24 protein-coding genes and 1 tRNA gene are annotated in these 24,699 nt (G+C 64.6%); 12 read left to right on the plus strand and 13 right to left on the minus strand.

All coding sequences use genetic code 11. From position 1 onward, the window contains the following. Positions 1 to 36: 36 nt before the first annotated feature. A complete protein-coding gene (locus GWG67_RS28310) occupies positions 37 to 5,241 on the minus strand; it encodes an alpha-2-macroglobulin (RefSeq protein WP_275172624.1) in 5,205 nt (1,734 codons plus the stop codon). Between the two features lie 402 nt (positions 5,242 to 5,643). Here GWG67_RS28310 and GWG67_RS28315 point away from each other — a divergent pair. Together GWG67_RS28315 and GWG67_RS28320 are read left to right on the plus strand one after the other, a co-directional pair. Then, positions 5,644 to 5,720 (plus strand) — tRNA-Arg (locus GWG67_RS28315). Positions 5,721 to 5,964: 244 nt separating this feature from the next. Further along, on the plus strand, positions 5,965 to 6,120 hold the full coding sequence (locus GWG67_RS28320; protein WP_275172625.1) for a hypothetical protein: 156 nt from the start codon (positions 5,965 to 5,967) through the stop codon (positions 6,118 to 6,120). A 63-nt stretch (positions 6,121 to 6,183) separates the two neighbouring features. Here GWG67_RS28320 and GWG67_RS28325 read toward each other — a convergent pair whose 3' ends face one another. Next, the gene (locus GWG67_RS28325; RefSeq protein WP_275172626.1) at positions 6,184 to 6,549 is read right to left on the minus strand and encodes a hypothetical protein; all 366 of its coding nucleotides are present in this window, start codon (positions 6,547 to 6,549) and stop codon (positions 6,184 to 6,186) included. A 15-nt stretch (positions 6,550 to 6,564) separates the two neighbouring features. Next, positions 6,565 to 7,848 (minus strand): hypothetical protein, encoded by a 1,284-nt coding sequence (locus GWG67_RS28330; protein ID WP_275172627.1) that lies wholly within the window; start codon positions 7,846 to 7,848, stop codon positions 6,565 to 6,567. 137 nt (positions 7,849 to 7,985) lie between these two features. On the opposite strand from GWG67_RS28330, the gene GWG67_RS28335 reads away from it, so the two are divergent. Then, the gene (locus tag GWG67_RS28335) at positions 7,986 to 8,213 is read left to right on the plus strand and encodes a DUF2171 domain-containing protein (protein WP_275172628.1); all 228 of its coding nucleotides are present in this window, start codon (positions 7,986 to 7,988) and stop codon (positions 8,211 to 8,213) included. Positions 8,214 to 8,339: 126 nt separating this feature from the next. On the opposite strand, the gene GWG67_RS28340 is transcribed toward GWG67_RS28335, so the two are convergent. Next, a complete protein-coding gene (locus GWG67_RS28340) occupies positions 8,340 to 8,558 on the minus strand; it encodes a hypothetical protein (RefSeq protein WP_275172629.1) in 219 nt (72 codons plus the stop codon). Positions 8,559 to 8,794: 236 nt separating this feature from the next. Beyond that, a complete protein-coding gene (locus GWG67_RS28345) occupies positions 8,795 to 8,944 on the minus strand; it encodes a hypothetical protein (RefSeq protein ID WP_197031201.1) in 150 nt (49 codons plus the stop codon). Between the two features lie 226 nt (positions 8,945 to 9,170). Between GWG67_RS28345 and GWG67_RS28350 the strand changes: the two genes are divergently transcribed. Continuing rightward, on the plus strand, positions 9,171 to 9,332 hold the full coding sequence (locus GWG67_RS28350) for a hypothetical protein (protein WP_007610185.1): 162 nt from the start codon (positions 9,171 to 9,173) through the stop codon (positions 9,330 to 9,332). Between the two features lie 76 nt (positions 9,333 to 9,408). On the opposite strand, the gene GWG67_RS28355 is transcribed toward GWG67_RS28350, so the two are convergent. The 3 genes from GWG67_RS28355 to GWG67_RS28365 all read right to left on the minus strand — a co-directional run bounded on the left by GWG67_RS28355 (position 9,409) and on the right by GWG67_RS28365 (position 10,929). Next, entirely contained in the window at positions 9,409 to 10,194 is a 786-nt protein-coding gene (locus GWG67_RS28355; RefSeq protein WP_275172630.1) for a hypothetical protein, read from the minus strand. A gap of 184 nt (positions 10,195 to 10,378) precedes the next feature. Continuing rightward, positions 10,379 to 10,615, minus strand: a complete 237-nt coding sequence (locus tag GWG67_RS28360; RefSeq protein ID WP_275172631.1) for a hypothetical protein — start codon at positions 10,613 to 10,615, stop codon at positions 10,379 to 10,381. 77 nt (positions 10,616 to 10,692) lie between these two features. Next, positions 10,693 to 10,929: a hypothetical protein gene (locus GWG67_RS28365; RefSeq protein ID WP_275172632.1), complete on the minus strand. Its 237-nt coding sequence runs from the start codon at positions 10,927 to 10,929 to the stop codon at positions 10,693 to 10,695. A gap of 268 nt (positions 10,930 to 11,197) precedes the next feature. Here GWG67_RS28365 and GWG67_RS28370 point away from each other — a divergent pair, with 268 nt between their 5' ends. Continuing rightward, positions 11,198 to 11,545, plus strand: a complete 348-nt coding sequence (locus GWG67_RS28370; RefSeq protein WP_275172633.1) for a DUF6481 family protein — start codon at positions 11,198 to 11,200, stop codon at positions 11,543 to 11,545. Positions 11,546 to 11,685: 140 nt separating this feature from the next. Here GWG67_RS28370 and GWG67_RS28375 read toward each other — a convergent pair whose 3' ends face one another. Further along, the gene (locus tag GWG67_RS28375; protein WP_007591301.1) at positions 11,686 to 11,928 is read right to left on the minus strand and encodes a pentapeptide MXKDX repeat protein; all 243 of its coding nucleotides are present in this window, start codon (positions 11,926 to 11,928) and stop codon (positions 11,686 to 11,688) included. A gap of 333 nt (positions 11,929 to 12,261) precedes the next feature. Between GWG67_RS28375 and dctP the strand changes: the two genes are divergently transcribed. Genes dctP through GWG67_RS28390 form a run of 3 tightly spaced genes read left to right on the plus strand, consistent with a single transcriptional unit; the run spans position 12,262 to position 15,190 of the window. Continuing rightward, a complete protein-coding gene (dctP, locus tag GWG67_RS28380; RefSeq protein ID WP_275172634.1) occupies positions 12,262 to 13,284 on the plus strand; it encodes a TRAP transporter substrate-binding protein DctP in 1,023 nt (340 codons plus the stop codon). Further along, positions 13,281 to 13,835: a TRAP transporter small permease gene (locus GWG67_RS28385; protein ID WP_106943529.1), complete on the plus strand. Its 555-nt coding sequence runs from the start codon at positions 13,281 to 13,283 to the stop codon at positions 13,833 to 13,835. Before dctP ends, GWG67_RS28385 begins: the two co-directional genes overlap by 4 nt. Next, entirely contained in the window at positions 13,832 to 15,190 is a 1,359-nt protein-coding gene (locus GWG67_RS28390) for a TRAP transporter large permease (protein ID WP_063994346.1), read from the plus strand. The genes GWG67_RS28385 and GWG67_RS28390 overlap by 4 nt, the downstream gene beginning before the upstream one ends. A 91-nt stretch (positions 15,191 to 15,281) precedes the next feature. Here GWG67_RS28390 and GWG67_RS28395 read toward each other — a convergent pair whose 3' ends face one another. After that, entirely contained in the window at positions 15,282 to 15,965 is a 684-nt protein-coding gene (locus GWG67_RS28395) for a GntR family transcriptional regulator (RefSeq protein ID WP_275172635.1), read from the minus strand. A gap of 205 nt (positions 15,966 to 16,170) precedes the next feature. Between GWG67_RS28395 and GWG67_RS28400 the strand changes: the two genes are divergently transcribed. From GWG67_RS28400 to GWG67_RS28415, 4 genes are all read left to right on the plus strand, one after another. Further along, a complete protein-coding gene (locus GWG67_RS28400; RefSeq protein WP_275172659.1) occupies positions 16,171 to 16,779 on the plus strand; it encodes a TRAP transporter small permease in 609 nt (202 codons plus the stop codon). After that, complete coding sequence (locus GWG67_RS28405; protein ID WP_275172636.1) at positions 16,779 to 18,044, plus strand: TRAP transporter large permease; 1,266 nt, start codon at positions 16,779 to 16,781, stop codon at positions 18,042 to 18,044. The genes GWG67_RS28400 and GWG67_RS28405 overlap by 1 nt, the downstream gene beginning before the upstream one ends. Before the next feature lie 24 nt (positions 18,045 to 18,068). Further along, positions 18,069 to 19,052 (plus strand): TRAP transporter substrate-binding protein, encoded by a 984-nt coding sequence (locus GWG67_RS28410; protein ID WP_275172637.1) that lies wholly within the window; start codon positions 18,069 to 18,071, stop codon positions 19,050 to 19,052. Between the two features lie 74 nt (positions 19,053 to 19,126). Further along, positions 19,127 to 20,053, plus strand: a complete 927-nt coding sequence (locus GWG67_RS28415; RefSeq protein ID WP_275172638.1) for a dihydrodipicolinate synthase family protein — start codon at positions 19,127 to 19,129, stop codon at positions 20,051 to 20,053. A 113-nt stretch (positions 20,054 to 20,166) separates the two neighbouring features. On the opposite strand, the gene GWG67_RS28420 is transcribed toward GWG67_RS28415, so the two are convergent. Genes GWG67_RS28420 through GWG67_RS28430 form a run of 3 tightly spaced genes read right to left on the minus strand, consistent with a single transcriptional unit; the run spans position 20,167 to position 24,692 of the window. After that, entirely contained in the window at positions 20,167 to 21,078 is a 912-nt protein-coding gene (locus tag GWG67_RS28420) for a hydroxymethylglutaryl-CoA lyase (RefSeq protein ID WP_275172639.1), read from the minus strand. 1 nt (position 21,079) lies between these two features. Continuing rightward, positions 21,080 to 23,083 carry an acetyl/propionyl/methylcrotonyl-CoA carboxylase subunit alpha gene (locus GWG67_RS28425; protein WP_275172640.1) on the minus strand — a complete coding sequence of 668 codons (2,004 nt, stop codon included), beginning with the start codon at positions 23,081 to 23,083 and terminating at the stop codon, positions 21,080 to 21,082. Between the two features lie 4 nt (positions 23,084 to 23,087). Beyond that, positions 23,088 to 24,692, minus strand: coding sequence for a carboxyl transferase domain-containing protein (locus GWG67_RS28430; protein WP_275172641.1), 1,605 nt, complete (start codon positions 24,690 to 24,692; stop codon positions 23,088 to 23,090). Positions 24,693 to 24,699 lie beyond the last annotated feature (7 nt).

Consider the following 24,699-nt stretch of genomic DNA (forward strand, 5'->3'; position numbering starts at 1 on the left):
ATGACGACTGAGTATGTGGCTCGGCTTTCATCTCACTCACTTCGCCGCCCGCACCTCGACCGTGCCGGTCCCGGTGCGGCCGTAGCGCGAGGGATTATACATGTCCTCGACATAGGCCTGCGGCAGCACGTATTTGCCGGGCGAGACCACACGCACGACATAGGCCACCGTGAAGACCGCCTTGGAATCGGAGGCCCGGTCGACGGCCGCCGTGAAGCGGTCGTCGCGGAACTCGGTATCTTCAGGCTCTTCGCCATCTTCGATCCAGCCCAGCGTGCCGCTGTCGCCCGACGACACCAGTTTTGGATTGTCGATCTCAAGGCCGGCCGGCAGATAGTCGGACACCATGATGTGGCCGTACTCGGGCTTGGCCTCGGTGATCTTCAGCACCACGGCGAAGCGGTCGTTCTGCTTGACCTTGCTGATATCGGCCGGCTTGCCGTCGAGCGTGAAGAAACTGCGCTCGATCTTGAAGCCGTTCGATGCCGCGGGCTCCGGCGTCACCGGCGACCCCGACACCGAGACCACCGCCTGCACTGGGGCGTCTCCGGTGTTGGTGATCTTCAGCGGCTTGCCCTCCAAGGTCGCGGCCTTGTAGCTGTGGAACAGCGCGGTCTTGACCGGCTGGCCGTCCACCTCCATCGACAGGTTCTCCTTGGCGAGCGCGCGCGCCGCCAGCACCAGCCACGCATTCTCCTGCGTGGAGGTGTAGGGCGTCAGCCCGCGCGCAGTCTCGACCCGCGAAACCGCCTGCGTCAGCGTCGCCTTCGGCGCATTGCCTTCGCTGGCAAGCGAAACCAGCGCTGCGGCATCGCGGAGCTGCGAGCCGTAATCGGTGCGTCCGAACTCCAGAACAGGTTTTGGCGCGAGACTGTCGAGCGCGGCACCGTAGACCCGCTCCGCCCGGTTGCGGTCGCCGACCAGCGCGAGCGCCGCGGCGAGCTGCGATTTCGCAATGGGAGTTGCGAGGTTGCTCAGCTTGGTGTCGGCGAGATAGCGAAGGTCACCGATCGGCGCCGCGCCATTGCGCGCCAGCACATAGAGGCCGTAGGCGAGATCGCGGCCGCCGTCCTTCTCCGGCTCGTTGCCGTTGACGACCGAGTTGCGGATACGATCCAGCGCGGTCTTGAACAGCACATCCGGGACCACAAAGCCCTTTTCGCGGGCGCGGGTCAGGAAGTCCGTCACGTACGCGTCGAGCCAGGCGTCGTCACCGCCTGCCGACCACAGGCCGAACGAGCCGTTCGAGCCCTGGCGCGCCAGGAGCCGCTCGATGGCGTCGCGGATCCGCTGGTCGACTTCAGTGTCCATGGCCAGATGCGCGCCGGCCGCGAGATCGTTGACATAGAGCAACGGCATGGCGCGGCTGGTGATCTGCTCCGAGCAGCCATAGGGATAGCGGTCGAGCGCTTTGAGGATCGTCGCCGCATCGAGCGCTGTCGACAGGCTGGCCGAGACCGAGACGCTGCCGGTGCCCGGCACGAGGTCGGCGAACATATCCGAGGTCAGCGTCAGGCTCTCGCCCTTCGCCAGCGTCCGGATCGAGCGCCGCGCCAAGACTTGCGTCGCCGCCTTGACGTCGAGCGCATAGTGGCGCGCCAGCGCCAGGCCATTCGGCCCCTTGATATCGACGTCGAGCGTCGCCTGCCCCGCCGCCGTCGCGTCGATGGCGAGCGAGAAGGAGTTGCGCTGCTTGGCGGCGAGCTTGACCGTGGTTGCGGCATTGCCGGTCATTTTCACCGGGCCGCCGGTCTTCACGTTGACGACGTAATCGCCGGCCAGCCCTTCGACATTGTCGATCTCGAGATTGACCGTGCCGTGGTCGCCGTTGAGCAGGAAGCGCGGCAGGGTCGTGGTCAGCACCACGGGATCGCGGATCACTACGTCCGTGTTGGCGCGACCGAGCTTGGTCGCGGTCCACGCCACCGCCATCACGCGCGCGGTGCCGGCGAACTCCGGAATATCGAAGCTCACTTCCGCCGTGCCGTCGGCAGCGACGGTGACGATGCCCGAATAGAGCGCGAGCGGCTTTTGCGCGGGCGGCGAGCCCTGGAGGTCGGCGGCACCGGCGTCGCCGCCGGACTTGATCTGCCCGCGCGTGCCCGACATGCCGTCGATGAGTTGCCCATAGAGATCGCGGATCTCCGCGCTCAGGCGACGCTGGCCGAGATAATAGTCATCCGGCGCCGGCGGCTTGTAATTGGTGAGGTTGAGGATGCCGACATCGACCGCAGCGATCACGATCTTGGCGTCTTCGCCCGGATTGAGCCCATCAAGCTTGACCGGGATCTTCAACATCGCATTCGGCCGGATCAGTGCCGGCGGCGCCAGCTTCACCTGCAATGTGCGGGTCTGCTTGTCGATGCCGAACCATTTCAGCCCGATCGCCCGGCCGGGCATGCGTTGCGCGGCCGCATCGAGCGGACGGCGCAGCGTTGCCACCACATAGGCGCCGGTGCCCCAGTCCTTGCCGACCGGGAGCTTCACCTGCGCGGTGCCTTCCTTGACGTCGATGGTCTGCGTCGTCAGCAGGCGATCGCCGAGCACGTTGACCGTCAGCTTGCCGGTGCTGCGGACGTTGACCGACACGGTCATCGTGTCGCCCGAGGCGTATTGCGGCTTGTCGATCGAGGTCTCCAGGAGGTCCGGCGTGTCGGCGCTGCCGTCGGAATACCAGCCGACGTCGAACTGCACCGAGGTCACGGGGCCGTCGGCGTCGTTCGACTTCACGTCCAACCGGTAGCGGCCGGGCTTTGGGGTCAGCGAAATTCGCGACGGCTTGTCCGCGGCGACGGTCACGTCGCCATCAGAAACGCGCGAGGTCGATTTGACTGGCTCGTACTCCCAGTAATTGCTCTGCCGATACCACTGGTAGCGCGACTCCATCTTCAGGAGCTCGTAGCGCAGGCCGTCGCGGCGAAGCCTCTCACCCTCAGGCGAGACGAACACGACATCGAACTCGGCCTTGTCGCCCTCGGCGACGTTCTTGTCGCCGAAGAGCGGCTTGATGCCGATCATGGCGGCAGCAGGCGCGACCGGCAGCACGATCCTGCGTTCGACGGCGCGGCCGCCGGTCTCGACCATGCGGACGAAGATCTGCGCCTCCTGCGGCCGCGTCGAGGCCGGCTGCTTGTCGAGGGTGACCGGGAAGGTCGCAACGCCGTTGGCGTCAGCTTCCGGCAGGTTCTCCAGCGGCGTGCGCTCGTTCGAGGTGGTCTCCTCGTCGGCGACGCCGAACTGGTAGCCGGCAAAGCCCGGCCGCTCGGACGCGGGCGCGACCAGCATGTCGCCTTCGAGCGCCAGCCCGGAGGCCGGCGCGCCATAAAGGAAATGACCGTCCGCCTTAAGCTCCACTGGAGCGTTAGCTTTGATCAGCTTGTCCTTGGCAGACAAGTCGAATTCGATCCGGTCAGGGACGTAGTCCTCGACCATGAAAGTGGTCTCGCCGACCGAAGACCCCTTCGGATCGGTGAAGGCGCGCACCCGCCAGGTTCCGGTTGGGACAGCCGAGTTGAGCGGCAGGGACAAGGTGCGCCCGCCGGCGCCCTGGTCGGCCAGCACGGCGCGACGGTATTCGACGCCGTCGGGGCGCTCGATCACCAGGGTCATCGGCCCGCCGCTGACGGCATTGCCCTGCCCGTCGCGCAACAGCGCGGTGAGATAGACGGTCTCGCTGGAGCGGTAGACGCCGCGCTCGGCATAGACGAAGGCGTCGGCGCCCGCAGGCACGGCCCTGCCCGAAACGCCGCGGTCGGACAGGTCGAAGGCGGAAGATTTGAGACTGAGAAAGGCATAGTCGGCCTTCTCGCCGGTCACGGTGAGCATCGCCGGCGACAGGCCGCCCTCGCCGCGCGCAAGCCCCGTCTCGAACAGCAAATGGCCGCTCTCATCGGTCTTGCGGGTGGCCAAGATCTCGTTGTTGCGCGCGACCAGCCGCACTTCGGCTTTGCCGACCGGATCGGTCGAGGCCAGCGAATTCACGAAGACATGGATGCCGTCATTGCCGGAATAGGCCGTGACGCCGAGATCGGAGACGATGAACCATTGGGTGGCGAGCTGGTAGTCGTCGTCCGAGCCCGGCCCCTTGGCCGCGGCCGTCATCACATAGACGCCGGGCTGGAGCTCGCCCAGCGCCTGGTCGACCGGGAACGCGGTGGTGACGTCCTGGTTCAGCGTCATCGCGGTCGCGAGCTCGCCGGTCCAGACTTTCACGCCGCGCTCGCCGCCGAGATCGCTGAGCTGGTATTTCGACAGCGTCTTCTGGAAATCGCTATCGACCACCGTGTTGATCAAATTGCGGTCGCCGATCCGGAATACGTTGATGTTGACGGCTGGCGTGTTGACGCTGACGACGGGAATGCCGCGCTGGCCCGTCCTCGGCAGCACATAGGCACGACTGGTGAAGCGCACGAAGGGCTTGCGGTCGCGCACATAGACGTTGAACTCGGCCGATTTCGGCAGGCCTTCCTTCACGGTGGACGGCAGGCCGGCGCGCAAATTGATGTTGTAGCGCTCGCCATGCTTCAGCCCGTCGACGCAGAGCTGCTTGCCCTCGGCCGATAGCGCCGGCTTGTCCTGGCCCGCCAGCGCGAGGTACGGCGCGAAATCGGTGCGTTTTGCCAGCTCCTCCGAGAACTGGAAGCAGGCGCGCGGACTGGCGGAGTCCGAGTCCACGGTGTAGTCGAGCAGCCGAAAACCGTGCTCGTCGCGCATCTTCTCATATTGGCCGCGGACGTCGGCGACCTCCCGCATGTCGAGCGACAGCCGCAGCGCATCCAGCGCCGGCCGCCACAGCTTGCGTTCGGACAGCGACTTGCCGAGCACCGCGAGCGCATCGGCCTCCTCGCCCGCATTACCGGCGCGCTGGTAAGCGATGTAGGCAGCAGTCGAGGCGCGCTCCAGCAGGAACGTCTGCTCGCTCGAGCTCTTCGGCGAGATCTGGAAGATGACTTTCGCCAGGCGCAGCCAGTTGCCTGCGTCCTCCGGCGTGGTCGCCGCGATCTGGCCGAGCACCGACAGGCCGGTGCGATAGTCGTTGCGCCGGAAGGCAGCATCGGCGTCCGTGCGCAAGCTCGCGGCGGACTTGGCGACCGGCCCCGCTTCGCCCTTGATCTGCGCCTCCAGCTTGATCGCGGAATCGGCGAGGTCGTCCCGTTTGAAGGCTTTGTCGGCGGCCTGCGCTACGCTAAGGCCGAACGCCAGCGTGGCGCAGAGTGTGACGGCGCGAACAAGACCGATCATGGATGGACTCCCGGAAATCGCGGACGAACGCCGCTTGTCGCATGAAATGCGTGGAAAGGTGACGGACTCAAGGCGATGGAACCAAAGCTGCAAACCGTCGCATTCGCCATGACAAGGCACGCCCAGAGGAGACCGATCAAGCTACCGCCGCGCACGCCGTCCTGATGGCGCAGCAATACCCGACCAGTCGTCCGGCGGCCGTGTCCCGGAAGCTGGCCAGCGTTCCCGGCGATGTGATCCATCGTCCAGTCCGCTGCCGCTCAACCCGGCACCCTGACACCCCACCGTTCCGCTTTGTCGCGGCTTCGAGGAAAACGGTTCGGTTCAGGCTTGGCGAAAGACGATATTTTTCATAATGGCATGGTAGATGAACAGCCGGCCCCAACCAGGGCGGCTCAAGACGGTCCCGTAGCTCAACTGGATAGAGCATCAGATTTCTACTCTGAGGGTTGCAGGTTCGATTCCTGCCGGGATCGCCATTTCAGTCTCGAGCGTTCATCGTGAGCCCGGTCTACGATGCGCGCCTGCAGAATCCACCGTCCTTCACGAACGCGTGGGTCGCCTCGCTCCGGGCTTTGATCTTGGCAAACGAGCCCTATCTATCCGCCGAGCGACGTGCGCCCGATAAGGACTTCGATGCCACTATCCGACTTGACGAGAATGGCTATCGCATCTGCGGTGGCGATTGTGGCAATATCGTTCCTTGCAGTTGACGCGGGAGTCGTGAACTCCGGCGTCATCACGAAGCCCATCGCGACGGCGCGGGCTTCCATCGCGGACGCGGCGGCCAGTCAGCATCAACTCGCCTTCGCCGTTCAGGCATGGACGCGTCGCGGCCACCAGAAGCCTGCCGTGGAAGAATGCCTGGCGATCGATTGAAACAGCGCAGTTTGTCGCTGCTCTCGTCTCGCGGATGTATGTGCAACGTAACAATCATGTTTGTTAAAGGCCATTATTCCCCCGGATGAAGATCGTCCAAATCCAGCCTAACAGTGCGCTCAAGGCGGCGATCGATGCGGCGATTGCCGCGGTCCGAGTCCACCAGATCTGCCGCTCGTGCCGTTCGATATCCGCCTCGGATTTTTGATTATCTTTCCAGTTCAGCCATTCCTGGGCGAACCCGATCGTCATGATGGGCGCGGTTCCGATCGCAATCGCTCCTGCGGATGCCGCGTCGGTCTGGGCTAGGCGCGCGCGGACGTTGGCTGCACCCGTCTTTTCAAGCACCGCAAGCCATTGCTGAGACTGTTCGTCTGAAACATGCCACGTACATTCCCTGTAAGGAAACGCGTTCGGTCGCTCTGTCATGGCCTTGCACCGTACTCACCCTTCAGTCTCGCCCTGATGTCGCGCCCACCACCCGGCAATCGCCGCCGCGAGATCCTTCCACAACGCGGTGGGCAAATCCGGCACCGCGACCCGGACGCTGTACCGATCATTGGTCGCGTCGTGAAACCACTCGGTCGCCGCGAAATCGAAACCAAAACTGCCGGCGTGGCGAATGGGGAAGCCTTTGCCGCTGAGGTCGCGGCTCATGTCCTCGGCCGCCTGGCGCGCGGTTGCCTCATCGAGGGCGCGCCTGCCGCGAAGCGTGACATAGAGGCCGTGGGTGAAATGCAGCTCGGCCGAGAGCGAAGCGAGCTCGGAGGCGAAATATCGCGCCGTGTGGCGACCGTTGCGCAGGATCGCCGCGACGCGCCTTTTCGTCAAGGCCCAATAGGCCGCTGAGCCCACGAATGGCGGGAAGTGCGCCGGTAACGCCGCGCCGCCGAGAAGCCGGACGGCATTGCGAGTTTCCGCCGCCAGGCTTTCGGACAGCAGCTGGCCTGCCTTGAGGTCCTTCCGGCTCCAATGCACGAACACGGCAGAGCCGAGCCGGCCGTATTCCACCCCGAGCGAATCCAGCTTGTTGTGGCTTCGCACCAACACGACGGGAATGTCCCATCGCGCGGCCCATCTCAGGACGCGCCGGATGCGCCCCGATCTGCCGGCGAAACATGTCGTGTCGAAAATCAACAGATCGAGCCCCGAGCCGTCGCAACGCAGAGCCGCTTCGAACGCCCCGGCAGGGGCGCATGAATCCAGCAGGAGAAGGCGTAACGAGGCTGCCGCAGCGAACGCTTCGGCCAGCGGCAGTCTGGCGGTGACAAGTCGCAAATGAGGGACGAGGCTCTCGATCAGCTCCAATGTCTCGCCGTATGTGCCCGGCAGCACCACGATGTCCGCCTTGCCGGTGATTCGTGCGGACGCGAGCAGCAGCGCGGAGATCGCGGCCATGCCGGATGCGGTATAGATCGCCTCGCTCCGGCAGCCGCGCTCGAGTTCATAGAACGAGGGACCGCGGACCTTGAGGTCCGCGCGCTGATAATCGTAGCTGAACACGAACGGACCGCTGGTGGGAGACGCCGCGTGCGACCAGGCGGTCTCCGTCGCCTTCCAGTCCTGCAGCGCATGCTCCGCGCGCAGCGCGGCGGCGAGCCGAAATTTGCAGTCCACGACCTCGTCTACCGATTGCGGCCGAGCCAAATGCAGCGGGCTCCTCAGGCAATCGTTCAGCAGCCCGATTTCCCTGTGCTTTCGTTCGAGATAGGCCTCGGAGGTCTCCATGCGGATATTGATAACGGTCCTGGCAATTGCGGTTGCCTTTCAACGCTCGGCGAACGCATTGGCTCCAGACAGTCGACCCCGCTCGTCCTTGCAACGAAGACCGGTCCTCGCCGTTGACACTTCACAAGGAGAACATCATGAGCGAGATCAGAGAGCATATGAAGATCATCGGCAAGGACGGCGCGCCTGTCGGCACCGTCGACCGCGTCGAGGGAAACCGCATCAAGCTGACGCGGAAGGACAGCCCGGAAGGTCACAAGGACCATCATCATTACATCGACACGAAATATGTGGGTGCCGTCGAAGGCGATATCGTCAAGCTTTCGGTCAATGCCGACGCGGTGCCGAAGTCGGAAGCAGCCTGAGTCAGCAAATTTCCCCGGAGGCTTTTTGTTTGTTCACGGTCCTGCTCCGCTTCGTTCCGCGAAACGAATCGCGATCGGAAAATCGTCGTCCGAACAAGTCTTAACGTCGCGTTTCTGCGACTCTCGTCAGGCGTCGAGCGTCACGAGTACGGGCCGCAAGCGGTAGGCGTCGATCGCGGCGTTGGACAGCAGCAACCGTCGGCGTTCGCCACCCCGCATCATGCGGTCGATCCTGTTCAGGATGAACCGGGCCGCGTCCCTGCGCTCGCCAGTAAGCAGGCCGGATTGGTCGAGATATTTCCAGGCAATCTCGAAGGACTCTGCGCGCAACTCGGGATCGTTCATAGCGGCTCAACGTCGGCGAGGAACCGACGTTCCATCGGCAAGATGCGCCTCCCCGGCCGGCCTTCATGATCTCGCGCGAAAAGGATTGAGGAGGCGCGGAACGAACCTCCGGTCGGCGCGTTCGCTACCGAGTGGTGCCGATTTGCCAGCCCCGATCGGCTCTCGAGAACCCCGTGCTTGTCCCCCCGAGCACGGGGTTTTTCTGTGAATACGGGTATTGTCGCAAGAACGTGGGCTCAGTCCGTCCGCTCTTCGCGCCGGTCGCGGGCGAGTTGATGCCAGGCCAGAGCCAGCTCGATGAGACGTTGCCGGTCGGGGCCTTCGGCCGCGACGGCGCGCTTCATCGCCGCCTCGGCTTCGTGCTGTGGATCGTACTTGGTACACATGAAGCCAATTCTAGCCGGACGATCTGGACAAGCGCGTGGCAATTTCGTCCGTATGATTGCGGGGTTAATGCCGTTCTCGGCGTTTGCGACTCGATCCAGTTCACACGTCTGTCTGGCCTTGATGCGCACCGATCTGTGAAGTGCGTCACAGCCGGCGCCCGGCGCCTCCGCTAAACAGTCCTCAGCGCTCTCAGGAGAGCGAGAAGGCATGGGAGGTGGTCCCGTCATGACACAAGAAGCCGCAGCCGAAATTGCCGTCCCGACGCGACGCGAAAGATCCGATCCGCTCGGCATCGCATATCTTGCGACCATCGGTATCGTGATGCTGGCCTGGATCGCAGGCCTGGTCTGGGCCGCGATCGCGTTCTTCAGCTGGCTGGTGTCCTGACGCGCGCGGCCACGCCACAAACGAAAAGAGGCGGACTTTTCATCCGCCTCTTCGCATCAGGTCTTGCCTGGAGTGCTCAGTAACACGCGCGAGGGTCGGCCTGCACATATTGGCCGCTCGGATAGCGGTAGTAGCAGTTGCCCTGGGCCAGATAGTAGCCAGGACGCGAAGCAGCCGTCGCGCCGGCGATCGCGCCGGTGGCACCGCCGATCACGGCGCCTGCGGCCGCACCTGAGGCGTTGCCCGAGATCAGGCCGCCCAGCAGGCCGCCGACGATGGCGCCGCCAAGCGCGCTCGCGCCGGGATCAGCCGGTGGCGGTGGCGGCGGCGGTTCATAGGCGACCGGCGGCGGGGCGTAGGCCACCGGCACGTCGTCGTAATAGTCCTCCGAGATGTAGGCCGGCGGGCCGGCCATCCGCTGCGGATAATAATACCGCGCGCCGCCGACATCCCACCACCAGCCGGAGCGGCCGTTGTGGACTTCGTGGCGCCAGCGTCCGCCATCCCAGGCGAGATGGCCGCGATAGCTGTGTCCGCCCCAATCGCGCGCCGGTGCGGGCCCCCTGGCGTAATTGCGTCCGGGCGGTGGACCGCCGGCATTGCGCGGCGCAGGACCTGGACCCGGACCTGCATGTCCAGGACCGCCGGCGTGAGGCTGGCCGCCGGGCTGTGGCGCGGGCCGGGCGGCCTGCTGCGGCGGCGGACCCTTGCGCATGTTCTGCGGAGCACTGGCGCCCGGTCCGGCCGATGGCTGGGCGGCGTCTCTCGGCGGCCTGGCCTCCTGAGCCTGCGCCGGGACGGCGAGCATCGACATCGCCGAAACCAAGGGAATGATGATCTTGATGCGACTGGACGCACTCATGCGTGCTTGCCCCCTACTCTCTCGATTGCGGTCAATGGCCGTGATGCCTGGCGCGATAGACGATTCGGCTCGCGCTGAGCTGATGCCGGCTGACATGACTGACCTGCTTTGGTCGCCCAAGTCCCGTTACAAATGATTAAGATCACGAGATTTTTTCGTCCGCGCGGGCCGCGCTGGAGTGCTTCTAGCGGGCCGGCTCGATCACGTTGCAGTTGCTTCGCCCGGACATCAGGCAGTCCTGCATCTTGCTGGCCGAGGTGAGATCGCGGGCGAGCCACCAGCCGACGCCGAGGATCACGATCGCGATGATCAAGCCCGCAATGGCGCCGCGGCGGTTGTCACCGGATTGAGGTTTTGGAGGGGATTTGGGCTTCGCGCCCGGTTCGGGCTTACGTTCGGACTTTGCTTCGGACTTTGACATGGCTGGCCGATCACGGGGGCGAGCGGGCTTTATCACCTCTGCGGCGTGGCGTCACATCTCGCCCAAGCTTCTCCCGGTTAGCCTCGGGTGGGCCGGATCGCTTCCTTGCGCGAGGTTTCGACCGCCGGGATCGCCTGCTGGACCCGCGGTGCGCAGGTCGTGAGCACGAACGCGGTCTGGGTGCATTCCCAATCTGCGCCCAGGACGGCACTTTCGATCGGCTGCGGCCGGGCGAGGAGCAGCGTGGCACCGGCCAGGGCTGCCACCGTGACGGCGATTGCGAGCGCCTTCACGCTTAGTCTTGAGATCGTCATACCCGTGCTCCGCGTCTCATACCGGGCGGGACGCTAGGCACCGCCCTGGTGCCCCCGTATGAGGGACATCACAATTCGGCAGTTTTTCGGGGCTACGAGAGATCGTCGGGGGCGGCGATTTTCGTCTACCTGATCGGCTTCGATTATAGGTGGCATCACGGCGCGCGCCGATGTACACGCATCTGCGTCGCGCGGCGCCCGCTATGCCCAGCCGACGTACCAACAGGCAGTGATGTAGGATCGAAAGCGAGGATGACAAGGTTCGCCGATGAGTGGATTTAGGGAACCAGGCTTCTCCGACCGACAAAAGGCGGCACAGGAAGCACGCAAGAACCTTTTGAACAAATTCAAGTCGCAGCCAGGGCCGGATGATCCGGCGGTTGTGGCGAAGCGTGCGGAGCGCGAGGCCCTTGCGGCCAAGCGCGCCGAGGCAAAGGCTGCGCGAGAGACTGAAAAGGCCGAGCAGAAGCGCCTTCAAGAGGAGGCTGCCGCGCTCGAGTCCGCGCGGATCGCCCGCGAAGCCGAAGAAGCCGTCGCGAAGGCGGCCGAAGCCGAGGCCGAGCAAAAGGCCAAGCGAGACGCTCGCTACGCCGCCCGCAAGGCGAAGCGCAAGTAACGTTCGCAAGTCTAACGCTCGCAAGTCACGTTCAATTGAATTTGGACTGAAACGACACTCTGGGGGGCGGTCATACGTGACCGCCCCCGGATTTTTGGCGCGCGTCTGTCTGTCGCAAGCGCCTCCTCGACGATGGAAGATCAGTGCTTCTTCATCATCCCGTCGTCTTTCTTCATCCCGTCCTTCGACATCGTGTCCTTCTTCATGCCGTCGTCCTTGGACATGGTGTCCTTCTTCATGCCGTCCTTGGACATCGTGTCCTTTTTCATCATGCCGTCATCCTTGCCCATCTTGTCCTGGGCAAAAGCGGCCGGCGACAGCGCGAGGCCGAGCGAGAGAACGGCCGCCGAAACGCCGAGCGCGATGCGGGTACGAATGGTCATGACTGGTCTTCCCTTCGAGATGGATGTTTGTCAGCGACGGACGCCGCTATCTGATCTCGACGGATTGCCACGGGGCGTTGTTACGCGGCCGCTGATAAATTTCTGCGCGCCCGCCGCCTTCCTTCGTTCGGCGGATGCAGGAGATCGGGCGTGTGCAACGCAACATAGCCGCCTCTTGCCGCGGCATTCGGTCTCGAACTATCAGACTAGAGAACATTGTCTGAAAGACCGGCTAGGATAGGCCTCAGCACGGTCTCAAAGACCAACCCAAAATCACGGCAAACAAGAACCCTCCAAAGAACCGTTCAAAAAACCGCCCAAGGGAATCACACCATGCTCACGCGCCGCCACCTGATCGCGACTGCCGTCGCCGCACCCGCCATTCTCCGTTTCGGCACCGGCACCGCGCATGCCGCGACCACGCTGAAGATCTCGCATCAGTTCCCGGGCGGCACCGTCGACAAGGGCGATTTCCGCGACCGGCTCTGCCGCATGTTCGCCGCCGAAGTCGGTAAGCGCAGCAACGGCGACATCGCCGCCGAGATCTATCCGAACTCCTCGCTGATCAAGACCAACGCGCAGTTCTCCGCGATGCGCAAGGGCGCACTCGACATCAGCCTCTATCCGATGCCCTATGCCGGCGGCGAATTGCCGGAAACCAATATCGGCCTGATGCCGGGCCTCGTCACCACCTACGACCAGGGCATGCGCTGGAAGAAGGAGCCGGTCGGCAAGGCGTTGACCGACTTCCTCGCCGACAAGGGCATCATCCTGCTCAGCTGGGTGTGGCAGGCCGGCGGCGTCGCCAGCCGCTCCAAGCCGATCGTGGCCCCCGAAGATGCCAAGGGTCTCAAAGTGCGCGGCGGCTCGCGCGAGATGGACATGGTGCTGCAGACTGCCGGCGCATCCGTGCTGTCGGTGCCCTCGAACGAAATCTACGCAGCGATGCAGACGGGTGCCTGCGATGCCGGCATCACCTCCTCGACCAGCCTGATCTCCTTCCGCCTCGAAGAGGTCGCGAAATCGCTGACCTCGGGCGCAGGCGCGTCCTACTGGTTCATGCTCGAGCCGCTTATGATGTCGAAGGCGATCTTCGACAAGCTGCCGAAGAACCAGCAGGACGTCCTGCTCGCAGTTGGCACCGAGCTCGAAGCCTTCGGCCGCAAGGGCGCGCAGGACGACGACGTCGAGGTCGCCAAGGTCTACGAGAAGGCCGGCGCCAAGGTCTCGGCGCTCGATGCCGCAACCGTCGGCAAGTGGCGTGACATCGCCCGCGACACCGCATGGAAGGACTACGGCGCCAAGACCGCGACCTCGGCCAATCTGCTCAAGCTCGCGACCGACGTCGCCGCATGAGCCACGGTCCGCTTCCGGATCGTGACGACCAGGCCAACGCTGCCGCAAGGACCGGCCTTGCGGCGGCGATCGATCGCGGTCTCGCCATCCTCAACAGCATCATCGTCGTGTTCGCCGCGATCGCGCTGATCGCAGCCTGCGCCATCCTGAGCTACAGCGTGCTCAGCCGCGCTTTGTTCAAGGCCGCCAATTATTGGCAGGACGAGGCGGCGGTGTTCCTGCTGGTCGGCGCCACCTTCATGACCGCCGCCTACGTGCAGCAGAACCGCGGTCACATCGGCATCGAGGCCTTCGTCGGCCTGCTCTCGCCGCTGGCGAACCGGATCAGGCTCTGGCTGGTCGATGCCGTGACGCTTCTGTTCTGCGCTTTCTTCGCCTGGAAGTCCTGGACGCTGGCGCATGAAGCCTATGTCGACGGCCAGGTCTCGAACTCGATGTGGTCGCCGCCGCTGGCGATCCCCTATTCGCTGATGGCGTTCGGCATGAGCCTGCTCTGCGTCCAGATCCTCGTGCAGCTTGCGCTGCCTTTCGCTGGAGCCAGGCGTTCATGAGCGTTTTCGGTATCGGCCTCGCGTACGGGATCGCGACGCTGGTCGTGATGTTTTCGGGCATGCCGATTGCGTTCGCGCTCGGCGCGGTCGCGGTCGTGTTCATGGGCATCTACATGCCCGCCGCCTCTCTCGATACGGTGACGCAGAACGTCTACGAGGAAATGGCCTCGATCACGCTGCTTTCGATCCCGCTCTTCATCCTGAAGGGCGCCGCGATCGGCAAGTCGCGCGCGGGCCAGGATCTCTACTCGGCTCTGCACGCCTGGCTGCACCGCGTCCCCGGCGGCCTCGGCGTCGCCAACGTGTTCGCCTGCGCGCTGTTTGCGGCGATGGCGGGCTCCTCGCCCGCAACCTGCTCGGCAATCGGCTCGGCCGGAATCCCCGAGATGCGCAAGCGCGGCTATTCCGGCGGTTTTGCCGCCGGCATCATCGCCGCCGGCGGCACGCTCGGCATCCTGCTGCCGCCGTCGATCACCATGATCCTGTTTGCTGTCGCCGCCGAAAAATCGCTGGGACGGCTGTTCCTCGCCGGCATTGGACCCGGCCTGCTGCTGGTCTCGTTGTTCGGCATCTACGCCGTGATCCGCTTCCGCCAGGAATATGCCGCGGCCGAAGCGATCTACAAGAACGGCGGCCCGGAAGCGGCGATCCTCGCCCGCGACGAGTACACGCTCGCGGAACGCTTCAGCGTGCTGCCGCGCGTGATCCCCTTCGTGCTGCTGCTCACCGGCGTCATGATCGCGCTCTATGGCGGCTACGCCACGCCGTCGGAGACCGCCGGCCTCGGCGGCCTCTTGGCGCTGGCATTGATTGCGGCGATCTACAGCGTGTGGCGGCCGAGCGACCTCGCCCCGATCCTGAAATCGACGATCCGGGAATCGACGATGCTGATGATGATCATCGGCATGTCGCTGCTCTACTCCTACGTGATGAGCTATCTGCACATCTCGCAATCGGCGGCCGAATCCGTCGTCGCGATGCATCTGCCGCGCTGGGGCCTCTTGTTCGCGATCCTCGTCATGGTCGTCGTGCTCGGCTTCTTCCTGCCGCCGGTCTCGATTATTCTCATGACCGCGCCGATCATCCTGCCGCCGCTTCGCGCGGCGAACTTCGACATCATCTGGTTCGGCGTCGTCATGACTATCGTGATGGAGATGGGGCTGATCCATCCACCCGTCGGCCTCAACATCTTCGTCATCCGCAACGTCGCGCCCGACATTCCCTTGCGCGAAGTGATCTGGGGCACGCTGCCGTTCGTGCTGCTGATGATGGTCGCGGTGCTGCTGCTGTGCTTCGTGCCGGGGATCTCGACCGCGCTGCCGGATCTGGTGATGGGCCCGGACGGGAGCAGGTAAAACTCCCGTAGGGTGGATTAGCCGAAGGCGTAATCCACCTCTTCTCGTCAATGCGGTCAGAAAGAGGTGGGTTACGCTTCGCTAACCCACCCTACGATTTCTCTTTCCGCCGCGACCGCGGTGCGATCGCCACCACCTGCAACAGATCCTTGCGCACGGCTTCGATGTGCCGCTCCAAAAACCGGCAGGCCTCCTCGATCTTTTGCGTGCGGCAGAGCGCGATCAGATAGGCGTGCTCCTTCTCGGCGGTCCCCATCGCCTTGGTGTTGGAGAGCTGGAGACGCGTATAGCGGTCGCTGGTCTGGAGCAGTGACAGCACGATCGCCCGGGTGCGGGGCTGGGGGGCATGGACATACAACGCCATGTGGAAGTCGGCGTTGAGCTGCCCCCATTCGCTGACGTTGCGGGCCTTGATCGCCTTCTCGAAGCTCTTGTGGATGTCGTCGAGCCCCGCGAAATCCTCCACGGTGAATTGGGGGGCCGAGTGCGCCAGCAGCCGCGGCTCCAGGATCCGGCGCAGGTCGAAGACGTCGTTGATCTCGTCCAGTGACAGCTCGGAGACGATGGCGCCCTTCTGCGGAACGATCCGCACCAGGCCCTCCGCTTCGAGCTGAAACAGCGCCTCGCGCACGGGGATACGGCTGACGCCATAGGCCTCGCCAAGCGCATCCTGGCGCAGTTGCGATCCGGCCGGATAGGTCCCGTCGAGGATTGCCTGTCGGAGCTGGTCGACGATCGCAGCCGACAGGGTGCGATGCTTCAGAGGCGCTTTCATCCGATCTTCCGTCCGTTCCCGACTCGGCCGGCCGGAACGGTCCCTGTCTTGCATGTTGATGTCATCCCGTCCCCCGCGAAAAGGTCGTGCACGCCTTCGAGGCAGCCCGCAATTCCATTTGACAGCCAAAATGTATAAATTATACATTCGGCCATCGCACGACAAATCTTGCGGGCAATGGGGCCTCTTCATGATCGAGCAGACGATGCCGGCCACGCGCGCGTTCAGCGTTCGACGCATGATCGTCCGCGCTTCCAGCGCCCTGCTCGCTGTCGAGCGCATCGCATTGATGGGCCTGATGTACCTGCTCACCGGCCTGATCCTGGTCAACGTCGTCACCCGCTACTCGCATTTTCCGATCTACTGGATCGACGAATCCGCGGTCTATTGCGTGGTCTGGCTGACCTTCATTGGCGCCTCCGCGATGACGCGGCTGCGGCTCGATTTCGCGGTGACGATGCTGACGGAACGTCTTTCGCCCCGCATCCGGAAGATCGCGAAGGCGATCTCGACGGGCCTCGTCGTCGTGTTCGGCCTCGCCCTGATCGTTACCTGTGTGCTCTGGATGGACCCTATCGGCCTTGCCCGCGCCGGTTTCGACGGGCGCAAGCTGGCGGCCCAGACCTTCAATTTCCTCTACACGGAGCACACCCAGACGCTGAACTGGCCGACCTGGGTGCTCTATCTGACGCTGCCGATCTTCGCGGTGTCGATGACCGTGCATGGCCTCGCCAATTTGCTGGAAGACCTCGAGCTGGTTCCGCGCACGCAACCGAAGGGCTTTGCGCTCTCCGAACTCGACGGGGTCAACTGATGATCACGTCGGCAGCCTTCCTCGCGATCATGCTGGTCGGCGTGCCGATCGGCCTCTGTCTGTGTCTCGCCGGCCTGGTCTACATCGCGGCGTCAGGCAATCCCGTGCTGTTCCAGTCCTATCCGCTCCAGCTGTTCGGCGGCGTCGACAGCTATGGCCTGATCGCCATTCCGCTCTTCATCCTGATCGGCGAGATCATGAACGGCGGCGGCATCACGCGGCGCATCGTCGATATGGCGATGGCCTTCGTCGGCTCGCTTAAAGGCGGGCTCGCCTACGTCAACATCCTCGCCAACATGTTCATCTCCTCAATCCTGGGATCGGCGACCGCACAGGTCGCGATCATGGCCCAGATCATGGTGCCGGAGATGGAGAAGAAGGGCTACGACAAGACGTTTGCGGCGGGGCTGACCGCCTATGGCGGCATGCTCGGCCCGATCATTCCGCCATCGGTGATGTTCGTGGTCTACAGCGTGCTCGCGCAGGTCTCAGTCAGCGACATGTTGATCGCCGGCATCGTGCCGGGTGTGATCCTCACCGTGATGTTCTGCGTCGTCATCGCCCTGATGGGATACATCTACAGCTATCCACGCGCCGACTATCAGACGCCGCGGCAGCGCGTGGCGACGATCCTGCGGACTTCGCCCACCCTGCTGATCCCGATCGTCATCGTCGGCACCATCCTCGGCGGTCTCGCCAACGCGACGGAATCCGCCGCCGTCGGCGCCGTTGCCGCAGCCCTGGTCGGAAAGTTCTGGACCAGGGAGTTCGAATTCTCGCAGCTGCCGCAGATGATGCTGCGTAGCGCGATCTATGCGGCGATCGTGCTGTTCCTGGTGGCCGCCGCGGCGGTGTTCTCCTGGGTGCTGATCTTCGGCAAGGTGCCGCAGGAAACCGCCGCCTGGATCCAGACGGCCGCCAAGGACCCGATCAGCTTCATGCTGATCTGCAACGTCATCCTGCTGGTGATCGGCACAGTGATCGACGGCATTCCCGGCCTGATCATGACGGTGCCGATCCTGCTGCCGGTCGCAACCGACGTCTATCACATCGATCCCAGGCATTTCGGCGTCGTGGTGGTGATCAACCTGGTTCTCGGCCTGTTGTCCCCGCCGGTCGGGCTCTGCTTCTTCGTCGCGGCCGCCGTCACCGGCGCCAAGCCCGGCAAGATGTTCATGGTGACCCTGCCCTTCTTCGTCATCTCCTGCGTCCTGCTGGTGCTGCTCTCGCTCTATCCGTCGCTCTCGCTGATCCTCATCAAATAGGCCCGTCAAAAAGGAAGCCCGACCATGCCGCTTTCACGCCGCCGCTTTCTCGCAGCCAGCGCCGCCGCATCGGTGTTCGCGCCGTCGCTGGCGCTCGCCCAGTCCAAGGAATTCCGCCTCGGCCTCATCACGCCGAACGGCCATTCCTGGAACAAGGCCGCACTCAAATTTGGCGAAGACCTCAAAGCCGCTACCAACGGCCGCCTGACCCTCACCGTGTTCCACTCCGGCCAACTCGGCAACGAGCCCGCGATGATGCAGCAATTGCAGTCCGGCGCGCTCGACATGGGCTTCATCCAGGCCGCCGAGCTCGGCTCGCGCGTGCCGCACATCGCTGCGATCAACGCGCCCTACATCGTCCGCTCGACCCCTGCGGTCGCGAAATTCGTGCGGCATCCGGCGGCGGTCAAGCTGTTCGAGGTGCTGCCGCAGGAGACCGGGACGATCGGGCTGGGCTGGGGCATCACCGGGATGCGGGCGGTATTCTCCTCCAAGGATCTGACTTCGCTCGCCGACATCAAGGGCATGAAGCTGCGGATCAATCCGACGCCGGTCTATCGCGATTTCTACTCATCGCTGGGTGCAGCCCCGACGCCGATTCCGACGCCGCAGGTGTTCGACGCGATGGCCAACGGCCAGGTCGACGGCCTCGAAGCCGACCTCGAATTCTCCTGGAACCAGCGCTTCGACAAGGTATCGAAGGTGATCCTGCAGATGAACGCCGTCTTCATGCCGATGGCCGCAGTGGTGTCGGGCCGGGTCTGGCAGTCGCTCCCCGCCGCCGACCGCGAGCTGATCGCCAAGACCGTCAAGTCGACGCTGGATGCGCAGATCGACGAGTTGGCCTCCAACGAGCCCACCCTGATCGAGAATTTCCGCAACGCCCCGATCCCGATCCGCCAGGTGCCAGCCGGCGATACCGAAGCTGTCATTGCCGAGTTCGACAAGATCTGGCTGCCCAAGGCACCTGTCCTCGCCGAGCTGCGCAAGGTCGGCGCCACGCTCTGATCCCACCCGCCATCCCCTTCAAAACACCCGGCGGATCCAGCCTCCCGCCGGCAAAATCCACTCGGAGTCAAACCATGAGCCGCCGCGTTTCCTGGGAAGGCGTCTTCCCGGCCGTCACCACGCAATTCCACGACGATCTCTCGCTCGACATCGCCGCGACCGCGAAGGTGATGGACGGGCTGATCCGTGACGGCGTCTCGGGCCTGATCGTCTGCGGCTCGGTCGGCGAGAACACCTCGCTGGAGCGCAAGGAGAAGGTCGCGATCATGGAGACCGCGAAGTCCGTCGCGGCCGGCCGCGTCCCCGTATTGTGCGGCATCGCCGAATTCACCACGGCCTTCGCGGTCGAAACCGCGAAGGAGGCCGCGCGCGTCGGCATCGACGGCGTGATGGTGATGCCGGCCCTGGTCTATTCGTCCAAGCCGCACGAGACCGCCGCGCATTTCCGCGCCGTCGCCACCGCGACGGACCTGCCGGTGATGCTCTACAACAACCCGCCGATCTACAAGAACGACGTCACGCCCGACATCCTGGCCACGCTCGCGGACGTCGAGACCGTCGTCTGCTTCAAGGATTCCTCCGGAGATACTCGGCGCTTCATCGACACCAGGAACATGGTCGGCGATCGTTTCGTGCTGTTCGCCGGCCTCGACGACGTCATCGTCGAGAGCATCGCCATGGGCGCCGTGGGGTGGGTCTCCGGCATGTCCAACGCCTTCCCGCGCGAGGGCGAGACGCTGTTTCGCCTGGCCAAGGCGGGGCGCTTTGCCGAGGCGATGCCGCTCTACGAATGGTTCATGCCGCTCTTGCATCTCGATGCGCGCCCGGACCTCGTCCAGTGCATCAAGCTGTGCGAGCACATCATGGGCCGCGGCACCGCGCTGACGCGCCCGCCCCGCCTCGCGCTGCTGCCGCAGGAGAAGGCCGAGGTCGAGGCCATGATGGTGAAGGCGCTCAAGAGCCGGCCGCGCCTGCCCGATGTCGGGCTGAAGGCAGCCTGATCCTGCAAGAGCTCTCTCTGCTGTCATTGCGAGGAGCCCTTGCGACGAAGCAATCCAGACTTTTCCCGCGGAGGGACTCTGGATTGCTTCGCTGCGCTCGCAATGACGGAGAACTAGGAACGGGCGCGCCTTTTCTTCGCGTTCAGCGCGGACGCCACGCGGCTCACCGGCGGCTTGCCCAGCACTGCGCTCATCTCGTTCGTCGCCCCCAGCAACCGGTCCATATCGACGCCCGTCCTGACGCCCATGCCCTCGAGCATGTAGACGACATCTTCGGTCGCGACATTGCCGGTCGCGCCCGGCGCGTACGGACAACCGCCGAGGCCGCCGGCGGCGGCGTCGATGACGCGGACGCCCTCCTCCATCCCCGCATAGAGGTTGGCGAGCGCCTGGCCGTAGGTGTCGTGAAAATGCATCGCGAGCTTCGCAGGCGGGATATTGGCGCTGACCGCGCGCAGCATCTCCTTGGCTTTGGCCGGCGTGCCGACGCCGATGGTGTCGCCGAGCGAGATCTCGTAGCAGCCGAGCTCCCACAGCGTGGTGGCGAGATCGGCCACCGCCTTCGGCTTGATCTCGCCGTCGAACGGACAGCCCAGCACGCAAGAGATATAGCCGCGGACCTTGACACCATCGGCGTTGGCGCGCGCCAGCACGGGCCTAAACCGCTCGATGGATTCGGCGACCGTGCAATTGATGTTGGCCCGCGAAAAGCCCTCGGAGGCCGCGGCGAACACGGAGACCACCTTCGCGCCCGCGGCGCGCGCGGCGTCATAGCCCTTCTCGTTCGGCACCAGCACGTGGAATTCGGCGCCAGTCAGGTGGCTGACGCCGCGCAGCACAGCCTCCGAGCTCGCCATCTGCGGGATCGCCTTGGGCGAGACGAAGGCGCCGACCTCGACTGTATTGAGGCCGGCGGCAACCAGCGCCTCGATGAAGGCGATGCGGGCCTCGACGCTGACCGCCGTCTTCTCGTTCTGCAAGCCGTCGCGCGGCCCCATTTCGATGATGCGGACCTGATCGCTCATCTCATTCTCCGGAAGGCTCGACCACGGCGAGCTCGACGCCCTCCTGGACGATGTCGCCGACCTTGCACTTGATGGACTTCAGCACGCCGGCATAGGGCGCCCGCAGCGTCTGCTCCATCTTCATCACTTCCAGGGTGAGGATCGGCGCGCCCTTCTCGAGGTTGGCACCCTCCTCCGCCAGCACGGCGACGACGGTGCCCGGCAACGGCGCCGCGATCTTGTCTGCGCCGGCCTGCTCCTCCATCTCGCCGCCGAACGGATCGACCCAGTGCAGATCGAAGCGGCCGTTGCGCGTGCGCAAATACAGCTCATGGCGATCGATCACGGCCGCGACCGACGATTTGACGCCGTCGAGGGTCAGGTCGAAGCCGCCGCCCTTCGCCGCGATCGTGCACGCCAACTCGCGTTCGCCGATCACCAGTGTGGACGGGCCGCTGCCGTAGTTCAGCACAACCTTCTGCTCCGGCCCGTGGCCAACGCGAAAGGCAAAGTTGCGCTGGCGGCGGCCGACCGGCATCCAGCCAAAGGTCTGCCAGGGCGAGCTCGCCTCGCCTTGCGCGGCCTGCCGCTCATCATTGACGATCGCAGCCACCGCGGCACACAGCTCGAGCTCGCCTGGCGTCGGCGGCGCCTGCGTCAGGACCGCCAGCTCTCGTTCGATGAAGCCGGTATGGATCGCGTTCGCCCTCACCTTCGGATGCGTCATCAGCGCCGACAGGAACGGGATGTTGGTGACGATGCCGCGAACGTCGGACTCTTCCAGCCCGCGGTTCAGCCGCTCGATCGCGACATCCCGCGTCGGCGCCCAGGCGATCATCTTTGCCAGCATCGCATCGTAGTACGGCGAGACCGTATCGCCCTCGCGATAGCCGGAGTCGATGCGCAATCCCCCGGTTCCCGCCGGCAGGCGCCAAGTCGAAATTTTTCCAACCGATGGCATGAAGTTCTTGGTCGGGTTCTCCGCGTAGACCCGAGCCTCGACAGCATGGCCGTTGAGCTTGATCTCATCTTGTTTGAGCGGCAGCGCCTCGCCAAAGGCAACGCGGAGCTGCCACTCGACCAGGTCGATCCCTGTGATCAGCTCGGTCACGGGATGCTCGACCTGAAGGCGGGTGTTCATCTCGATGAAGAACACGTCCTTGCCGTCGGAGACGAACTCGATGGTGCCGGCGCCGACATAGCTCACCGCACCGGCCGCTTTTCGCGCGGCTGCGCAGACTGTCTCGCGCTGGGCAGGATTGAGCGTCGGCGACGGCGCCTCCTCGATCACCTTCTGATGGCGGCGCTGCAGCGTGCATTCGCGCTCGAACAGCGACAGCAGATTGCCATGGCTATCGCCGATGATCTGCACCTCGATATGCCGGGGATTGTCGACGTATTTTTCGATCAGCATGCGGTCGTCGCCGAACGCCGCTTTTGCTTCCCGCTTGGCGCTAACGATCGCAGGCGCGAGCTCGTCCGCGGAGCGAACGATGCGCATGCCACGTCCGCCGCCGCCTGCGGACGCCTTCACCAGGATGGGAAAGCCGACCTTCTCGGCCGCCTTCGCCAACGTCGCATCGTCCTGGGCCTCGCCGTGATAGCCGGGCACCAGTGGTACGCCGGCCTTCTCCATTAGCGCCTTGGAGCCGGACTTCGAGCCCATCGCCGTCATCATCGCGGCAGTCGGGCCGACGAAGACCAGACCCGCGTCGAAACATGCCTGCGCAAACTCGGCATTCTCCGACAGGAAGCCGTAGCCGGGATGGATCGCCTCCGCTCCGGTCTTGCGCGCGGCCTCGATCAGCCGTTCGGCATTGAGGTAGCTGTCGCGGGCGCGTGCGGGCCCGAGCAGCACGGCCTCGTCGGCGAGCGCGACATGCATCGCACCGCGGTCCGCCTCGGAATAGACCGCGACCGTGCGCAGGCCCATGGCGCGCGCGGTGCGGATCACGCGGCAGGCGATCTCGCCGCGGTTGGCGATCAGGAGAGTGCGAAAACGACGGTAGAACTTTGAGCGGTCCATCGCATCACATCCTGAACAGGCCGAATTTCGTCGGTTCGATCGGCGCATTCGACGCCGCCGAGAGGCCGAGGCCGAGCACCAGCCTTGTATCGGCCGGGTCGATCACGCCGTCGTCCCACAGCCGCGCGGTCGCATAGTATGGATGCCCCTGGCTCTCATATTGCGCGCGGATCGGGCTGCGGAATGTCTCCTCGTCTTCTTTCGACCAGCTATCGCCCTTGGCTTCGATATTGTCGCGGCGGACCTGGCTCAGCACCATCGAGGCCTGCTCGCCGCCCATCACCGAGATGCGCGCGTTCGGCCACATCCACAGGAAGCGCGGCGAGTAGGCGCGGCCGCACATGCCGTAATTGCCGGCGCCGTAGGAGCCGCCGATCACGACGGTGAATTTCGGCACCGAGGCGGTCGCCACCGCCGTCACGAGCTTGGCACCATCCCGCGCGATGCCGCCGGCTTCGTATTTCTTACCGACCATGAAGCCCGTGATGTTCTGCAGGAACACCAGCGGAATGCCGCGCTGGCAGCATAGCTCGATGAAATGCGCCCCCTTCAGCGAGCTCTCGCTGAACAGGATGCCGTTGTTGGCGATGATGCCGACTGGAAAACCCCAGATGTGGGCGAAGCCGCAGACCAGCGTCGTGCCGTAGAGCTTCTTGAATTCGTCGAACTCGGAACCATCAACGACGCGCGCAATGATGTCGCGCACGTCGAACGGCTTGCGCCCGTCGACGGGCACCACGCCGTAGATCTCCTCCGCCGCAAACAAGGGATCGCGCGGCGGATGCATGTTGAGGTTCGGTCGCACGGATGGCTTCAGCGTGCCGACGATGCGGCGGGCGATGCCGATCGCGTGCGCGTCGTTCTGGGCGTAATGATCGGTCACACCCGATTGCCGCGAATGCACGTCGGCGCCGCCGAGCTCTTCCGCGGTCACCACTTCGCCCGTCGCCGCCTTCACCAGCGGCGGCCCACCGAGGAAGATCGTGCCTTGATTGCGCACGATGATGCTCTCGTCCGACATCGCGGGGACATAGGCGCCGCCGGCCGTGCAGGACCCCATCACGATGGCAATCTGCGGGATTCCTTGCGAGGACATCTGGGCCTGGTTGTAGAAGATGCGGCCGAAATGCCGCTCGTCCGGAAAGATCTCGTCCTGGAGCGGCAGGAAAGCGCCGCCGGAATCGACCATGTAGACACAGGGAAGATTGTTCTGCCGCGCCACGTCCTGCGCGCGCAGATGCTTCTTCACGGTCATGGGATAATAGGTGCCGCCCTTGATGGTGGCGTCGTTGGCGACGATCACGCATTCGCGGCCCGCGATGCGCCCGAGCCCGGTGACGACGCTCGCCGAATGCACGTCGCCGCCATAGAGGCCATAGGCCGCGAGCGGCGACAGCTCCATGAACGCGGTGCCGGGATCGACCAAGAGGTCGACGCGCTCGCGCGCCAGCATCTTGCCGCGCGACGTGTGTCGGTTGCGCGAGACCTCGCCGCCGCCGCCGGCGACCTGGCTCAGCTTTTCGCGCAGATCCGCGACGAGGGTGCGCATGGCCTCGGAATTGCGTGCAAAGTCCGATGAAGACGTATCGATGCTGGAATGGAGCGGCATGTTGATT

The sequence above is a fragment of the Bradyrhizobium sp. CSS354 genome, assembly GCF_029051725.1.
In the GTDB taxonomy this organism is placed as follows: domain Bacteria; phylum Pseudomonadota; class Alphaproteobacteria; order Rhizobiales; family Xanthobacteraceae; genus Bradyrhizobium.

Coding starts and splice junctions, on each gene's coding strand:
- GWG67_RS28415 (WP_275172638.1), top strand. CDS start 19,127: ATGAGCCGCCGCGTTTCCTGGGAAGGCGTCTTCCCGGCCGTCACCACG.
- GWG67_RS28410 (WP_275172637.1), top strand. CDS start 18,069: ATGCCGCTTTCACGCCGCCGCTTTCTCGCAGCCAGCGCCGCCGCATCG.
- dctP (WP_275172634.1), top strand. CDS start 12,262: ATGCTCACGCGCCGCCACCTGATCGCGACTGCCGTCGCCGCACCCGCC.
- GWG67_RS28340 (WP_275172629.1), bottom strand. CDS start 8,558: ATGAACGATCCCGAGTTGCGCGCAGAGTCCTTCGAGATTGCCTGGAAA.
- GWG67_RS28430 (WP_275172641.1), bottom strand. CDS start 24,692: ATGCCGCTCCATTCCAGCATCGATACGTCTTCATCGGACTTTGCACGC.
- GWG67_RS28375 (WP_007591301.1), bottom strand. CDS start 11,928: ATGACCATTCGTACCCGCATCGCGCTCGGCGTTTCGGCGGCCGTTCTC.
- GWG67_RS28390 (WP_063994346.1), top strand. CDS start 13,832: ATGAGCGTTTTCGGTATCGGCCTCGCGTACGGGATCGCGACGCTGGTC.
- GWG67_RS28350 (WP_007610185.1), top strand. CDS start 9,171: ATGACACAAGAAGCCGCAGCCGAAATTGCCGTCCCGACGCGACGCGAA.
- GWG67_RS28365 (WP_275172632.1), bottom strand. CDS start 10,929: ATGACGATCTCAAGACTAAGCGTGAAGGCGCTCGCAATCGCCGTCACG.
- GWG67_RS28360 (WP_275172631.1), bottom strand. CDS start 10,615: ATGTCAAAGTCCGAAGCAAAGTCCGAACGTAAGCCCGAACCGGGCGCG.
- GWG67_RS28330 (WP_275172627.1), bottom strand. CDS start 7,848: ATGGAGACCTCCGAGGCCTATCTCGAACGAAAGCACAGGGAAATCGGG.
- GWG67_RS28425 (WP_275172640.1), bottom strand. CDS start 23,083: ATGGACCGCTCAAAGTTCTACCGTCGTTTTCGCACTCTCCTGATCGCC.
- GWG67_RS28420 (WP_275172639.1), bottom strand. CDS start 21,078: ATGAGCGATCAGGTCCGCATCATCGAAATGGGGCCGCGCGACGGCTTG.
- GWG67_RS28310 (WP_275172624.1), bottom strand. CDS start 5,241: ATGATCGGTCTTGTTCGCGCCGTCACACTCTGCGCCACGCTGGCGTTC.
- GWG67_RS28405 (WP_275172636.1), top strand. CDS start 16,779: ATGATCACGTCGGCAGCCTTCCTCGCGATCATGCTGGTCGGCGTGCCG.
- GWG67_RS28385 (WP_106943529.1), top strand. CDS start 13,281: ATGAGCCACGGTCCGCTTCCGGATCGTGACGACCAGGCCAACGCTGCC.
- GWG67_RS28335 (WP_275172628.1), top strand. CDS start 7,986: ATGAGCGAGATCAGAGAGCATATGAAGATCATCGGCAAGGACGGCGCG.
- GWG67_RS28345 (WP_197031201.1), bottom strand. CDS start 8,944: ATGTGTACCAAGTACGATCCACAGCACGAAGCCGAGGCGGCGATGAAG.
- GWG67_RS28325 (WP_275172626.1), bottom strand. CDS start 6,549: ATGACAGAGCGACCGAACGCGTTTCCTTACAGGGAATGTACGTGGCAT.
- GWG67_RS28355 (WP_275172630.1), bottom strand. CDS start 10,194: ATGAGTGCGTCCAGTCGCATCAAGATCATCATTCCCTTGGTTTCGGCG.
- GWG67_RS28400 (WP_275172659.1), top strand. CDS start 16,171: ATGCCGGCCACGCGCGCGTTCAGCGTTCGACGCATGATCGTCCGCGCT.
- GWG67_RS28370 (WP_275172633.1), top strand. CDS start 11,198: ATGAGTGGATTTAGGGAACCAGGCTTCTCCGACCGACAAAAGGCGGCA.
- GWG67_RS28395 (WP_275172635.1), bottom strand. CDS start 15,965: ATGAAAGCGCCTCTGAAGCATCGCACCCTGTCGGCTGCGATCGTCGAC.